The sequence below is a fragment of the Streptomyces sp. CLCI03 genome (genome assembly GCF_053615355.1).
Window position 1 is genome coordinate 3,712,906 of sequence record NZ_CM132132.1, and the last position, 13,549, is coordinate 3,726,454.

At 71.0% G+C, this 13,549-nt stretch carries 13 protein-coding genes; 2 read left to right on the top strand and 11 right to left on the bottom strand.

Annotated elements, in window-relative coordinates; translation table 11 throughout:
• Nucleotides 1-14: 14 nt before the first annotated feature.
• The 8 genes from ACWG52_RS17040 to ACWG52_RS17075 form a co-directional block, all read right to left on the bottom strand.
• Nucleotides 15-773, bottom strand: coding sequence for a MerR family transcriptional regulator (locus ACWG52_RS17040; protein ID WP_389803555.1), 759 nt, complete (start codon nucleotides 771-773; stop codon nucleotides 15-17).
• A 76-nt stretch (nucleotides 774-849) separates the two neighbouring features.
• A complete protein-coding gene (locus tag ACWG52_RS17045) occupies nucleotides 850-1,632 on the bottom strand; it encodes an ABC transporter permease (protein ID WP_453128942.1) in 783 nt (260 codons plus the stop codon).
• Nucleotides 1,629-2,564, bottom strand: coding sequence for an ATP-binding cassette domain-containing protein (locus tag ACWG52_RS17050; protein WP_390166471.1), 936 nt, complete (start codon nucleotides 2,562-2,564; stop codon nucleotides 1,629-1,631). Before ACWG52_RS17050 ends, ACWG52_RS17045 begins: the two co-directional genes overlap by 4 nt.
• Nucleotides 2,565-2,642: 78 nt before the next feature.
• Nucleotides 2,643-3,272, bottom strand: a complete 630-nt coding sequence (locus ACWG52_RS17055) for a PadR family transcriptional regulator (protein WP_389803564.1) — start codon at nucleotides 3,270-3,272, stop codon at nucleotides 2,643-2,645.
• 24 nt (nucleotides 3,273-3,296) lie between these two features.
• Nucleotides 3,297-3,809: a DinB family protein gene (locus tag ACWG52_RS17060; RefSeq protein WP_389803567.1), complete on the bottom strand. Its 513-nt coding sequence runs from the start codon at nucleotides 3,807-3,809 to the stop codon at nucleotides 3,297-3,299.
• A 103-nt stretch (nucleotides 3,810-3,912) separates the two neighbouring features.
• Nucleotides 3,913-6,000: a penicillin-binding protein 2 gene (gene mrdA / locus ACWG52_RS17065; RefSeq protein WP_389803570.1), complete on the bottom strand. Its 2,088-nt coding sequence runs from the start codon at nucleotides 5,998-6,000 to the stop codon at nucleotides 3,913-3,915.
• Between the two features lie 113 nt (nucleotides 6,001-6,113).
• On the bottom strand, nucleotides 6,114-7,571 hold the full coding sequence (locus ACWG52_RS17070) for an aldehyde dehydrogenase family protein (protein ID WP_033219249.1): 1,458 nt from the start codon (nucleotides 7,569-7,571) through the stop codon (nucleotides 6,114-6,116).
• An 89-nt stretch (nucleotides 7,572-7,660) separates the two neighbouring features.
• A complete protein-coding gene (locus tag ACWG52_RS17075; RefSeq protein ID WP_051763140.1) occupies nucleotides 7,661-8,539 on the bottom strand; it encodes a helix-turn-helix domain-containing protein in 879 nt (292 codons plus the stop codon).
• Nucleotides 8,540-8,880: 341 nt separating this feature from the next.
• Between ACWG52_RS17075 and ACWG52_RS17080 the strand changes: the two genes are divergently transcribed.
• Complete coding sequence (locus ACWG52_RS17080; RefSeq protein ID WP_078851551.1) at nucleotides 8,881-9,390, top strand: ATP-binding protein; 510 nt, start codon at nucleotides 8,881-8,883, stop codon at nucleotides 9,388-9,390.
• Between the two features lie 153 nt (nucleotides 9,391-9,543).
• Here the strand turns inward: ACWG52_RS17080 and ACWG52_RS17085 are convergent, their stop codons facing one another.
• Both ACWG52_RS17085 and ACWG52_RS17090 read right to left on the bottom strand, forming a co-directional pair.
• A complete protein-coding gene (locus ACWG52_RS17085) occupies nucleotides 9,544-9,789 on the bottom strand; it encodes a DUF397 domain-containing protein (protein ID WP_030726905.1) in 246 nt (81 codons plus the stop codon).
• Between the two features lie 115 nt (nucleotides 9,790-9,904).
• Nucleotides 9,905-11,953 carry an FUSC family protein gene (locus tag ACWG52_RS17090; protein WP_389803576.1) on the bottom strand — a complete coding sequence of 683 codons (2,049 nt, stop codon included), beginning with the start codon at nucleotides 11,951-11,953 and terminating at the stop codon, nucleotides 9,905-9,907.
• Nucleotides 11,954-12,069: 116 nt separating this feature from the next.
• Between ACWG52_RS17090 and tatA the strand changes: the two genes are divergently transcribed.
• Nucleotides 12,070-12,234, top strand: coding sequence for a Sec-independent protein translocase subunit TatA (gene tatA, locus ACWG52_RS17095; RefSeq protein ID WP_033219251.1), 165 nt, complete (start codon nucleotides 12,070-12,072; stop codon nucleotides 12,232-12,234).
• Here the strand turns inward: tatA and ACWG52_RS17100 are convergent.
• Nucleotides 12,231-13,418: a DUF2786 domain-containing protein gene (locus ACWG52_RS17100; RefSeq protein WP_389803580.1), complete on the bottom strand. Its 1,188-nt coding sequence runs from the start codon at nucleotides 13,416-13,418 to the stop codon at nucleotides 12,231-12,233. The genes tatA and ACWG52_RS17100 overlap by 4 nt on opposite strands.
• Nucleotides 13,419-13,549 lie beyond the last annotated feature (131 nt).

Here is a 13,549-nt window from a genome sequence, read left to right on the forward strand (position 1 = left end):
GCGTGACATTCCGCTTAAACCTTGCGGACTCCGTTCGCGAGGATCGCGTCGCGCAGGTGCTCGGCGAGACCCGGCTTCATCGCGTCGTAGAACGCGGTGAACCGCTCGTCCGCCACGTACATCTCGCCGAGGCACGTGTGCATCTCGTACGGGCAGTCGTAGAACCACTTGTGGATGTGCAGGCGGTGCTCCTCGGCCAGGTCCATCGCGCGTTCACCGTCCGCCGGTTCCCCCGCCTCCATGGCCGCCACGTAGCGGCGGCCCCAGTCGGCGGCCTCGTCCTGGATCCGCTGCCAGTCGTCCTTCGTGTACGAGGCCGCCCGGCGCTGCGACTCGGCGTACGCCTCGGTATCGCCCCAGCGCTCCTCGACCTCCTGTGCGTACTGCTCCGGGTCCTCGTCCCCGAAGACCTCGAACTTCTCCTCCGGCGTGAGGTTGATGCCCATCTTCTTCGCCTCCATGGCGTGCTCGACGGCCTTGGCCATCTGCTGGAGCCGGGCGATCCGGTCGGTCAGCAGGGCATGCTGCCGGCGCAGATGCTCCTGCGGATCCGTGTCCGGGTCGTCCAGCAGGACCGCGACCTCGTCGAGGGGGAAGCCGAGCTCCCGGTAGAACCGGATCCGCTGCAGCCGGTCCAGGTCACCGTCGTCGTACCGCCGGTGCCCGGCATGGCTGCGGCCCCTCGGGGACAGCAGTCCGATCTCGTCGTAGTGGTGCAGGGTGCGCACCGTCACTCCGGCGAATCCGGCGACCTGGCCCACGGAGTAGCTCATCTCTTCCGCCCTCTGGTTGGGTACGCCCCTCACTGTGGGTCCTCACGTGGCGTGAGGTGCAAGTCCGCTGCGCGAGCTACTTGCCCATGCCCCGGAACCTGCCCACCGCCAACGGGAAGAAGATCGCCAGCAGCAGGACCGGCCAGGCCACCGCGAGCAGCGCCGCGTGATCGGCGGCCCACGACGGCGCGGCCGCGGCCGGGTTGTCGAACAGGTCGCGGACGGCCGTGGCCGTCGCCGAGAGCGGATTCCATTCCACCACCGTCCCGAGCAGGCCCGGCATCGCCGCCGGTGTGGCGAAGGCGTTGGAGAGGAAGCCCACCGGCCACACCAGGATCTGCACCGCCTGCACCAGCTCCGGGCGGCCCGCGACCATCCCGAGGAAGATGCCGATCCACAGCATCGCGAAGCGCAGCAGCAGGAGCAGGGCGAAGGCCGCCAGGGTGGCCGTGGGCGAGCCGTGCGGGCGCCAGCCCAGCACCACTCCGACGCCCGCGAGGACGACCAGACCCACCGCCGACTGCAGCATGTCCGCCGCGCTGCGGCCGACCAGGACCGCCGCCGAGGACATCGGCATGGCGCGGAACCGGTCGATCACCCCTTTGCCGAGGTCCTGGGTGACGGCCGTCATCGTCGCCTCCAGGCCGAAGGCCATGGTCAGCGCGAGCATCCCGGGCACCAGGAACTCCACGTACTCGCCGTCGATCCCGCGTCCGCCGCCGATGAGGAAGCCGAACATCAGCAGCATCATCACCGGGAAGACCAGTCCGACGACCATCTGGACCGGCCTGCGGGCCCAGTGCGCGAGCTCGCGCCGGGTCATCGTCCAGGAGTCCGAGACCACCCATGCCGTACTCATGCGGCCACCTCCGTGGCGTCCGTGCGGTCGGTCAGGTGCAGGAAGACCTCGTCGAGCGTGGGGCGGCGGACCGCGAGGTCGAGCGCCTCGATGCCGGCCCCCTCCAGCGCGCGCAGGGTCAGGGTCAGGCCCGCCATCCGGTCCCGCACCGGGAAGCTCAGGGTCAGGGAGTCCGGGTCCACGGTCGGGTCCGGCAGCAGGCGCACCGCCTCCGCCAGCCGCGCCGCGTCCCGCAGGACGACGACGATCCGGTCCGCCCCGACCAGGGCCTTCAGCTCGTCGGCCGTGCCCTCGGCGGCCACCCGGCCCGCGTCGATCAGCGTGATGCGGTCCGCGAGCCGGTCGGCCTCCTCCAGGTACTGCGTGGTCAGCAGGACGGTGGTGCCGCCGCCCACCAGGGAGCGCACCGCGCTCCACACCTCGGTGCGGCCGCGCGGGTCGAGCCCGGTGGTCGGCTCGTCCAGGAAGAGCACCTCGGGGTCGGTGATCAGGGACGCGGCGAGGTCGAGCCGGCGCCGCATGCCGCCGCTGTACCGCTTCACCGGCTTGCGACCGGTGTCCGCGAGGCCGAAGCGGTCCAGCAGTTCGTCGGCCCGCAGCCCGGCCCGTCGTGCGCCGAGGTGGTGGAGGCGGGCGAACATCTCCAGGTTCTGCCGTCCGGCCAGGTCCTCGTCGAGCGCCGCGTGCTGGCCGAGCAGCCCGATCCGGGCGCGGACGGCCGGAGCCTGGGTGCGTACGTCGTGGCCGGCGACCCGGACCACGCCCTCGTCGTGCCGCAGCAGGGTGCTCATGACGCGCACCGCCGTGGTCTTTCCGGCTCCGTTGGGGCCGAGGACGGCGTGCACCGTGCCGGGCTTCACCTCCAGGTCGAGCCCCGCCAGCGCGGGCTTCTCGCCGTACCGCTTGTGGACACCTTCGACGAAGATCGCCAAAACCGCTCCTCCAGTAATCAAATTTGAGTAGTTGGGCGCGCCCAAGGTAATGCCCACTCTCAGGCTAGTCAAACTTGATTACACATCCTGGTGCGCGGCGTACGGATTCTCCTGGCCGTCCGCGAGGACCCCCACGAACGGAGCCCCGCCCTCACCCGCGAAGGAGTACGCGCCCCCCTCGATCCGGGCGACCAGCCCGCGCGTCCACTCCGCCTCGGCATCCGCGGAGTGGACCCACATCTGCATGATCTCGCCGATGTGGCCCAGCACCTCCGGGCCACCCTCCGGCGTGTAGTGGTCCGTCACCGACGACCGCCACAGCGCCAGCTTCGCCATCCGCTCCCGGAGCAGCGCGAGCACCTCCGCCCGCGGCAGGTCGACCATGAAGCCGATCGCCGCGGACAGCACGTCCGTCTTCTGGTCGTACGCCGCGAGGGCCTCGCGCAGCAGCCGGAAGTACTCCTCGCGGCCCGCGTCCGTCACCTCGTACTCGGTACGCGGGGGCCCGCCCGCCGCGCTCGGCGCCACCTCGTGGGCGTGCAGGACGCCTTGCTTGGCCATCTGCTTGAGCGCGTGGTAGATCGATCCGGGCTTCGTGTTCGACCACTCGTGGGCGCCCCAGTACTCCAGGTCGTTGCGTACCTGGTACCCGTGGGCCCGCCCGTGCTGGCGGACCGCACCGAGGACAAGAAGCCGGATCGCTGACATGGGGCCAGGCTATGCCCCCGCCCTCTAGCCCATCGCCTTGGTGCCGTCGAGGGATTCGCGGACGATGTCCGCGTGGCCCGCGTGCCGGGCGAACTCCTCCACCAGGTGCAGGAGCATCCAGCGCATCGAGACCTTGGCGTCCTTGGGGAACCAGGGCGCCGGCGGCAACGGGAAGGTCTCGTCCAGGTTCGGGAGGGCGGCGACGAAGGCCGCCGTCTGCTCCGCGACCTCGTCCCAGAAGGCGAGCACCGACGGGATCGACTCGCCCTCGACCAGGCGGAAGGCCTCGCCCCAGGTCTCCTCGGTGCGCTGCCGCTCGTTCGGCGCCTGCTGGGCCAGCCGCAGCCAGTTCAGCTCGACCTCGGCCACGTGCTTGATCAGACCGGACAGGGTGAGTTCGCTGACGCTGGGGCGGCTCGCGGCCTGCTCCTCGCTGAGCCCGAGGAGGGATTCACGGATCGCCGTGCGCTGGGCTTCGACGAAGGCGAGGAGAGTGCCGCGCTCGTCGCCGAGGACTTCGGGGGAGATCTGAGCCATGATCGACCGCCTTGTGCGTGAGATGCCGTGTCGGGGGGCTTCTTCCCCCCGACACGACCCACGCTACGGAGCATCGAGGTCAGATCCTGTCCTCGATGGCCGTTCAGTTGCCTTCGATCTCGCCGTCGGGGCGGATCGCCGGCAGCGCGGTGGCGGGCTGGGGGAGCAGGGCCTTGGAGAGGTCCTGCTTGCCCGTCGGGTCGAGGCCGTACATCGCCTCGTAGATGTTGCGGACGGCCGGACCCGAGGCACCCGAGCCGGTACCACCCTGGGAGATCGTCATCACGATCGCGTAGTCCTCGGTGTACGAGGCGAACCACGAGGTCGTCTGCTTGCCCTGGACCTCGGCCGTGCCGGTCTTGGCGTGCATCGGGATCTGCTTCTGCGGCCAACCGCCGAAGCGCCAGGCCGCGCTGCCGTCGGTGGCCACGCCCGCGAGGGCCTCGTCGATGTTGTCGCGGGTCTTCGCGTCCATCGGCAGCTTGCCCGTCTCCTTCGGTGCGATCTCCTGGACCGACTTCCCGTCGGCGCTGACGATCGCCTTGCCGATGCTGGGCTGGTGGAGCGTGCCGCCGTTGGCGATGGCCGAGTACACGGAGGCCATCTGGATCGGGGTGACGAGCGTGTCGCCCTGCCCGATCGAGTAGTTGATCGCGTCACCCTCGCGCAGCTGGTTGCCCTGGCGGCAGTTCTCGTAGGCGATCTTCTCGGCGAAGCTGCCGTTCTTCTTGCCGTCGCGGCACCAGGCGTCCTTGTTCGCGTCGAAGAAGTCCTGCTTCCACTTGCGGTCGGGAACCCGGCCGGGGACCTCGTTCGGCAGGTCGATACCGGTGCGCTTGCCCAGCCCGAACTCGTGGGCGGTCTTGAGGAACCAGTCCTTCGGGTCCTTCTTCGGCTTGATGCCGCCGTCCTTCTTCCACTCCTGGTCCGCGAGGGCGTAGTAGACGGTGTCGCAGGAGACCTCCAGCGCCCGGCCGATGGTGATGTCGCCGTGGCCCTGGGACTCGAAGTTCGTGAAGGTCTGACTGCCGACCGAGTACGAGCTGGGGCACGGGTAGCGGTTGTTGAACGGGTACCCGGCGTTGACCGCGGCCGTCGAGGTGACCACCTTGAAGATGGAGCCGGGCGCCGCCTGGCCCTGGATGGCCCGGTTCAGCAGCGGGTAGTTCGACTTCTTGTCGGTGAGACCGGCGTAGTCCTTGGCGGAGATGCCACCCACCCAGGCGTTGGGGTCGTAGGTCGGGTTCGAGGCCATCGCCACGACCCGGCCGGTCTTGGTCTCCATCACCACGACGGCGCCCGAGTCGGCCTCGTAGTTCCTGCCGGTGTTCTTGTCGTTGACCTTGCGGGCCTCGATCATCGCGTTGTTCAGCTCGCGCTCGGCGACGGCCTGCACGCGGGAGTCGATGGAGGTCACGATGTTCGATCCGGGCTTCGCCGGGTCGGTCTCGCCCTGGCCGATGACCCGGCCGAGGTTGTCCACCTCGTAGCGGGTGATGCCCGCCTTGCCGCGCAGCTCCTTGTCGTACGTGCGCTCCAGACCGGAGCGGCCGACCTGGTCGGAACGCAGGTACGGCGAGTCCGACTTCTTCGCCTTGGCGATCTCCTCGTCGGTGACCGGGGAGAGGTAGCCCAGCACCTGGGAGGTGTTGGCCTCGTCCGGGGCCGCGTACCGGCGCAGGGCGGTCGCCTCGGCCGTGATGCCCGGGAAGTCCTCGGGGTGCTCGCGGATCTGCAGGGCCTGCTCGGTGGTGGCCTCGTTGCTGACCGGGATCGGCTGGTAGGGGGAGCCGTTCCAGCAGGGCTGCTTGGTCTTGGCGTCGCAGAGCCGGACCTTGTCGATGACCTCCTGGGGGTCCACGCCCAGGACCCCGGCGAGCCGGGTCAGCACGGACCGACCCTTGTCCTTCATGGTCAGCAGTTCGGTGCGGCTGGCGGAGACCACGAGGTGGGTGGCGTTGTCGGCGAGCGGGACCCCGCGCGAGTCCAGGATCGAACCGCGCACGGCGGGCTGGACCACCTGCTGGACGTGGTTGTTCTTCGCCTCGTCCGTGTACTCCGAGCCATTGCGTATCTGGAGGTACCACAGGCGTCCGCCCAGGGTGAGCAGCAGCGAGAAGACGACGATCTGGATGACGACGAGCCGGTTCTGGACCCGAGGGGTCCGGCCGGTCTCCGGTATGTTGCTCAACTCGTTCTCCCCCGGGCGGCTGCGTACGCCCGGCCGAGTCTAGGGGGTGTCCTTCGGGCCGGGTCGGGTCGGGGAGGCCCGCACGAGACCCCCTGGGGGGCGAACTGTGAGCTCTAGAACGGGAAGGTCGTCCGCCCGTGCTGGACGGAGATCCACTTCTGGGTGGTGAACGCCTCGACCGTGGCTTCGCCGTTCAACCGGCCCAGGCCCGAGGCCTTCTCGCCGCCGAACGCGGCCAGCGGCTCGTCCCCGATCGTGGAGTCGTTGACGTGGATCATGCCCGTCTCGATCCGCTGGGCGAAGCGGACGCCCCGCTCCACGTCCCGGGTGTGCACGGCGCCGCTCAGCCCGTAAGGGGTCGCGTTGGTCAGCCGTACGGCCTCGTCCTCGCCGTCGAAGACCACCAGCAGGGCCACCGGGCCGAAGATCTCCTGGCTCAGCAGCGGGGAGTCCTCGGGGATTCCTGCGAGCACCGTGGGTTCGACCAGGTTGCCGCGCGTAGACCCCCGTACGAGCGCCTGCGCGCCGGATTCCACGGCCTGGTCCACGAGCGCGGTCAGTGCGTCGGCCTGGAAGGAGTTGATCAGGGGGCCGATGTGGGTGTCGGCCTCGCGCGGGTCGCCCGTCCGCAGGCCGCGCACGCGCGCGACGAACTTCTCCGTGAACTCCTCTGCGACGGAGGCGTCGACGAGGATCCGGTTGGCGGCCATGCAGACCTGGCCCTGGTAGACGAAGCGGCTGAAGACGGCCGCGTCCACCGCGTAGTCGAGGTCGGCGTCGTCGAGCACGACGAGCGCGCTGTTGCCGCTCAGTTCCAGGACGGTCCGCTTGAAGTGGCGGGCGGCGACGGCTCCGACGTGTCGGCCGACCCGATCCGACCCCGCGAACGAGATGACCTTGGGGACGGGGTGGGTCAGGAGCGCGTCGCCTATCTCGGCGATGTCGGTGACCAGGACGTTCAGCAGGCCGGCCGGCAGTCCGGCGTCCTCGAAGATCTTGGCGATCACGCCGCCGCCCACGACGGGGGCGTTCTGGTTGGGCTTGATGACGACCGCGTTGCCCAGCGCCAGGGCCGGGGCGACCGACTTCAGGGTCACCAGGAAGGGGAAGTTGAAGGGGCTGATCACCGTGACGACACCCACGGGGAGCCGCTGGACCCGGTTCTCCTTGCCCTCGACCGGCGAGGGCAGGATCCGTCCCTCGGGCCGGACGGCGAGCTGGAGGGACTCGCGGATGAACTCCATCGCGAGGTGGACCTCGTACTCGGCCTTGGGACGCGTCCCGCCGAGCTCGTCGATCATCGCCTCGACGATTTCCTTCTCGCGCTCCTCGGTGATCCGCAGGGCGCGCTCCAGGACGGCGCGTCTGATGTAAGGGCTGGTGGCGGCCCACTCACGCTGGGCGCGTTCGGCGCCGCGGTAGGCCTGGTCCACCTGCTCGACGGTGGCCACCGTGATGGCCGCGAGCTTCTCCCCGTTGTAGGGGTTGACGTCGATGATGTCCCACGAACCGGTACCGGCCAGCCATTCGCCGTCGATGTACTGGTGAGCCAGGTCGCTGAATATGGACATGCCATCCCTTACTGCGAGCGCGCACCCGTGCGCTGCACCGGAGACCGATCGGTCATCATGCACTGATCAGACGTCATACTACGTGCGGATCAAGACAGTTGGAGCAGGCCGCGGAGAAGATCCCGGGTCCGCTCGGCATCGGGGCAGTCCGCCTGGAGTCGTTCCATCGCCCGCTCGTACTGCCCCACTTCCTCGCCCTTGTCCAGGTAGAGGGCGCTGGTGAGCTGTTCCAGATAGACGATGTCCTGGAGGTCGGACTCGGGGAAGCGCAGCAGGGTGAAGGCTCCGCTCTCGCCCGCGTGGCCGCCGAAGGAGAAGGGCATCACCTGGAGCTGCACGTTGGGTCGCTGCGAGACCTCGATGAGGTGCTCCAGCTGACCGCGCATGACCTCGCGGTCGCCGTACGGGCGGCGGAGCGCGGCCTCGTCGAGGACGGCGTGGAAGATGGGGGCGTTCTCGGAGACGAGGACCTTCTGGCGTTCCAGGCGCAGGGCGACGCGGCGGTCGATCTCGGCGCCGGTGGCGCCGGGCATGCCGCGGCTGACGACGGCGTGGGCGTAGGCCTCGGTCTGCAGCAGTCCGTGGACGAACTGGACCTCGTAGATCCTGATGAGCGAGGCGGCGCCCTCCAGACCGATGTACGTCTGGAACCATCCGGGCAGCACGTCGCCGTAACTGTGCCACCAGCCGGTCGCGTTGGCCTCGCGGACCAGTCCGAGCAGCGACTCGCGCTCCGTGCTGTCCGTGACTCCGTAGAGCGTGAGGAGGTCCTCGACGTCTCTGGCCTTGAAGCTCACCCTTCCCAACTCCAAGCGGCTGATCTTCGATTCGGATGCGCGGATCGAGTAGCCGGCCGCCTCACGGGTGATGCCGCGGGATTCTCGGAGTCGCCTGAGCTGGGAGCCCAGGAGGATGCGGCGCACCACAGAACCGCTTGCTTCTGCGGTCACTAGTACTGCCCTCCCCATCGCATTGGCGTGCGCGTGGTGTGCGCGAGCGTCTCAGGGCCCCCGTACCCCAGGGGCCGCAGTCTGCCACCAAAACGCATCGGCCCGTACTCGTTCTGTAACGGAATCCCGTCTCCGGGAAAAGAAGTCCGTAAGTATGCGTAGGAAGAAATGAGTCAGAACCGTCACGGGAGGGGACAGGTCCGGCGCGTGCACGTGCATCTGCCCTTGCATCCGGCCCGAGCATTCGGAACGATGGTCCCCGCGCACCTGCGTGCTGTTCGCGCCGGCGCCGGACCCACCCCGCAGTTCTTTCTGGACGGAGATGACCGCTCCGCCCGCGAATCCCGGGAGTGCCTCGCATGGGGACGAATGGATCGACCATGCTCGAGCCGTTACGGCAGGGGCTGCCCCCGGTCGACCCCACGGCTGTCTCCGGGTCCGCCTCCTGCGCCCTGCCCGCCCGCTACGACGCGGTACGCGGCGCCCGTTCCTTCTGTCGTTCGACCCTGTCCCAGTGGGGCCTCGACGACCGTTTCGACGATGTGGCCCTGGTCGTCTCCGAACTCGTCACCAACGCGCTGCGCCATGCCCTGCCCGAGGACGCGCGGGGTGCGGACGCCGAGCCGGAGCCGCCGGTCCGGCTGCACCTGATGCGGTGGAGCACGCGCCTGGTGTGCGCGGTGCGGGACCCCAGCGAGGACCGGCCCGGTGGGGCCTTCTCGCCGGAGCGGACCGAGGAGAACTTCGACCTGGAGTCCGGGCGCGGGCTGTTCCTGGTGGACTCGTACAGCGACAGCTGGGGCTGGCACCCGCTCGCGGGACGACTCACCGGCAAGGTGGTCTGGGCGCTCTTCCTGCTCCAGGACTGAGCCGCCGCCGGCCGCCGACGGCCGCAGCGCGCCGTCGAGCACCGTCGATCAGGGGTGCGGATCAGGACGACCGGCACGACGACCGGCCGGGATCGATCGTTGCGATCGATCCCGGCCGGTGCACGTGCATGGCCTGATGGATGCGCTGTTCCGTCAGCTGATCAGGTGATCGAACTCGCCGTCCTTGACGCCCAGCAGCAGGGCCTCTATCTCGGCCGGTGTGTAGACGAGCGCCGGTCCGTCGGGAAAACGCGAATTGCGCATGGCGACATCGCCTCCCGGCAGCCGTGCGAACTCCACGCAGGAACCCTGCGAGTTGCTGTGTCTGCTCTTCTGCCACGTCAGCTCAAACAAGGTAGCGAGTTCTGCAGCTGCCATCCCGTTGTACGCGTGGTCCACAGGAAGCCCCCGATAGTGCAGATGTCAACTCCTCCGGATCATAGCTGTGTTCATGAGCTGCTGCATGGGCAGATGCACGTGCACGCGGGGTGGTCCGTTGATCACAGACAGGTCCCTACTCAGGAGTAAGGGCCTCGGACACCTCGTCCAGCGCCTCCAGGAGCTGCGCGGCCGCCCCGCGCAGCACCGTCCGCTCCGGTGCGCCCCACTCCGCCAGCACCGCCCGAACCCCCTCCCACCGCGGCGCGCGCCGCTCCCGTACCGCCTTCGCGCCCGCCTCGGTGTCGCCGCGCAGCGCCTCGGCCAGGGCGGCGGCGCGGGGCTCCGGGGCGTGCCCGCGGTCCGGGAGGTGGGCCTCCAGCAGCATGGAGCACCGGCCGAGCGCGGCCAGGGCGTCCCCCGCCCCGTCGGCGGCCGCCCGGGACAGCCCGCGGTGGCGCACCGGCTCCCCGGCGGCCCGGTCCAGCGCCTCCTGCCAGGCGATCCGGGCGTCGCGGGCCGCCAACAGGGCCTCGCGCACGTCGGCGCGCCGGGCCCCGGCCGGGTCGCCGTACTGCTCCAGCACCGCGGCCGCGTACCGTCCGCCGGCGGCGAGCCAGTCGGCGAGCCGGGACCGCAGCCGCGGGGTCTCCCAGGCCGGGTAGAGGGCGTAGCCGATCATGGCGAGCAGTCCGCCGACCAGCGTGAGGGTGACCCGGTCGGGCACGGTCTGGTCCCAGCGGACGCCGCCCATGCCGAGCAGGAAGACCACGTAGGCGGAGACGAAGAGCTGGGCGACGGCGTACCCGGTGCGCAGCAGGGTGTACATGAGCCAGGCGCTGACCACGGCGAGGAACCCGGACAGGTACATGCCGGGCTGGGCGAGCTGGACGATGCCGGTGGCGACCGCGACCCCGCCGAGGGTGCCGGCGAAGCGGGCGACGGCGCGCGCGTAGGTCTGCCCGAAGTCCGGCCGCATGATCATCACGGAGGCCATCGGGGCCCAGTAGCCGTGCCCCAGGGGCAGCGCCTGGCCGATGACGTAGCCCGCGCTGGTCACGGCGGTGACCCGCAGGGCGTGCCGCAGGATCGGCGATCCGGGGCGCAGTTCGGCCCGTACGGCGGCCAGGACCGACGGCACGAGGGCGAGCAGACCGGGCCGCAGCATCGACTCGGCGGCGTCGGCGGTGCGCCCGGATCCCGGCTCGGCCGTCTCCAGTACGTCGTCCAGCAGGGCGGCGAGCCGGCGCGCGGCCCGAAGCGGCGCGCCGGTGAGGAGATCCGCCGTGTCGGGGGACCTCAGGACGGCGAGCGACGGTCCGGGGAGCCGCACGGGTTCCCCGCGGCGGATCGCGCGCGCGGCGGCGTCCAGGACCTCCCCGGCGGCGGCCAACAGCTCGCGCACCCGGTCCCGGCCCGGGCCCTCGGCCGGGGCTCCCACGGCCGGATCGGCGAGCGAGGCCAGCACCGGCCGGATGCGCTCCGCGAGCCCCCGCGCCCCGTGCAGCTCGGCGGGGCGCCGCCGGGCCTGGCGCGAGGTGACGGTGGCGGCGGCCCGTGCCCGCATCAGGGGCTCGGGGTCGAAGGGCGAGACGGGGTCCTGGCGCAGCCGGCGGGCGTAGTCGCCCTCGGCGGCGAGCGCGTCGGCGAGGGCGTCGCGCTGGGCGCCCCAGCGGCGGACGGGGAAGAGCACGATCAGCAGGGCCTGGACCGCCCCACCGGCGGCGATGATCACGGCGTGTCCGGCCGCCTGCGCCGCGGAGGTGGGCAGGGTGACCGTGACCAGCATGACCGCGACGTTGCCGGAGGCGATGGTCCCGGCGGTGGGGCCGGCCGCCCACAGCAGGCCCGCCCCGAAGGTCCAGACGGCGAGGAGGGCGAGGAACAGCCCGGTGTGCGAGGCGCCGACGAGGTAGCCGACGAAGGTGGAGACGGCCAGGGTCAGACCGGAGGCGAGGGCGAGCGCGGGGCGCGGGCGCCAGCTCCGCTGGAAGGTGGCGATGGCGGCCATGAAGGCGCCGAGGGCGGCACTGGCCGCCGATCCGGGACCGAGGAGGGCGAGTCCGGCGGCGATGACGATCGCGAGGCCGGCGGCGGCCCGCAGGGCGGCGAGGGGTTCGAGGCGGGCCCGCTCGACCGTCAGACCCGAGCGGGCGGTGCCCTTCAGTGCCCGGAGCCAGCTCATGGCGCCGAGCGTAACGGTTTTCAGGACTTCTTCAGATTTGTCCTGACCCCGGATGTGCCTGTTCCATGAGGCGGTCGTTCGAAAAGACGCCGGCTCGTCCGAAAGGTGGAACGCCCGTGCTCCGCAACGCCGTCCAGCCCTGGCACCTGATCGTGGTCCTGGTGGTCTGCCTGCTGGTGTTCGGTTCCAAGAGGCTGCCCGACATGGCCCGCTCGCTGGGCCGGTCGATGCGCATCCTGAAGTCCGAGGCACGCGCCCTGCGCTCGGAGGAGACTCCTTAGCGGCTGTCCGGCAGCGGCTTGCGGCGGCCGCCGCCCATGTGGGCGCGGTCGGCGGCCGCCGTGCCGTCCTCCCAGCCCGCGTGGTCGGTGGCGCCCCGCAGCCGGGTCGTGGTGGTCCGGGGGAACATCTCCTCCGCCCGTGAGGTGACCGCCACGTCGCGGGCCACCAGGGCAGGCAGGTTGTCGGGGGCCTCCGTCGCCGTGTGCTCGGCGGTCTCGGCGAGCCGGTGGCCGAGCCGACTGGCGTAGGCGAGCAGGAACGACTGCCTGAACGTCTTCGTCCGCTTGCGGCCGCCGGAACGCTGCGCGGCCTCCGCGCGGGTCATCGCCGCCGTGCCCTGCACGAGCAGCGAGGTGTAGAGCAGCTCCACCGCCTCCAGGTCGCTCTCGAAGCCGACCACCGTGGAGAACTCGAAGCCGCTGTTCCACACCGCCCGACAGCGGTTGGCGCCGGCCACCGCGTCGAGCAGCACCGCCTTCGCCTCCTCGTACGGCGGCTCGACACCGATCCGGCAGGCGCCGGGCACCTGGGCGGGGCCCTTGCCGCTCGCCGCGAGCAGCGCCTCGTCCACGGTGTGCCGGGCCATCAGCTCCTGGGCCTTGGCGCTGAGCGCCTCCGCCTCCTCCGGATAGGTGGTCGCCTCGGCCTTGGCGAGCAGGGCCCGGATCCGGCCCAGCATGCGCGGCTCGATGTGCGCGTGCTCCGCGAGGGCGTCGACCGGATCGCCGGGCAGCGCACCCACCGGCTCGATCGAGGGCAGCCGGATCAGCAGCCGCAGCACCTCCAGGAATGCGGTGGCCAGCGTGAAGCGGTCGGACCGTTCCCGCTGCGCGAGCCGGTCGGCGTACGTGTCGTCGCCGCCCCACCACACCTCGTCGGCGCCCCAGCGCGCCGGGAGTCGGGCGTAGCGGCGGGCCTCGGCGGCGATCAGGTCGCCCGTGATCCGCAGGTGCCGTTCGTCGAGGTCCCGGCGGACCAGCCGCAGCACGTCGGCCGGCTGCCAGCCCCGCTCCCAGCCCTGGCGTACGTACGCCTCCCCGCGCGCCAGCAGCTCCCGCCCGACCGCGGGCCAGCCCGCCTGGTCCGCGACGAGCAGCGAGGCGCCGGTGTCCAACCCGGCGTCGTCCTGGGCGTGGAGGGCGGCGGCGAAGGCTCGGTCGACGGTCTCGGCAAGGTCTCTCACACCCCTCAGCTTGGCATGTCCGCCTTCGCGTCCCCTTCCCGGCGCCGGAGGTGTACGTGGCAACGGCCGCCCCCGCCGGCGTCCGAGGCGCTGTTCTCAGCCCCGCCGGTGATCGAGGCGCGGAGGTCCGG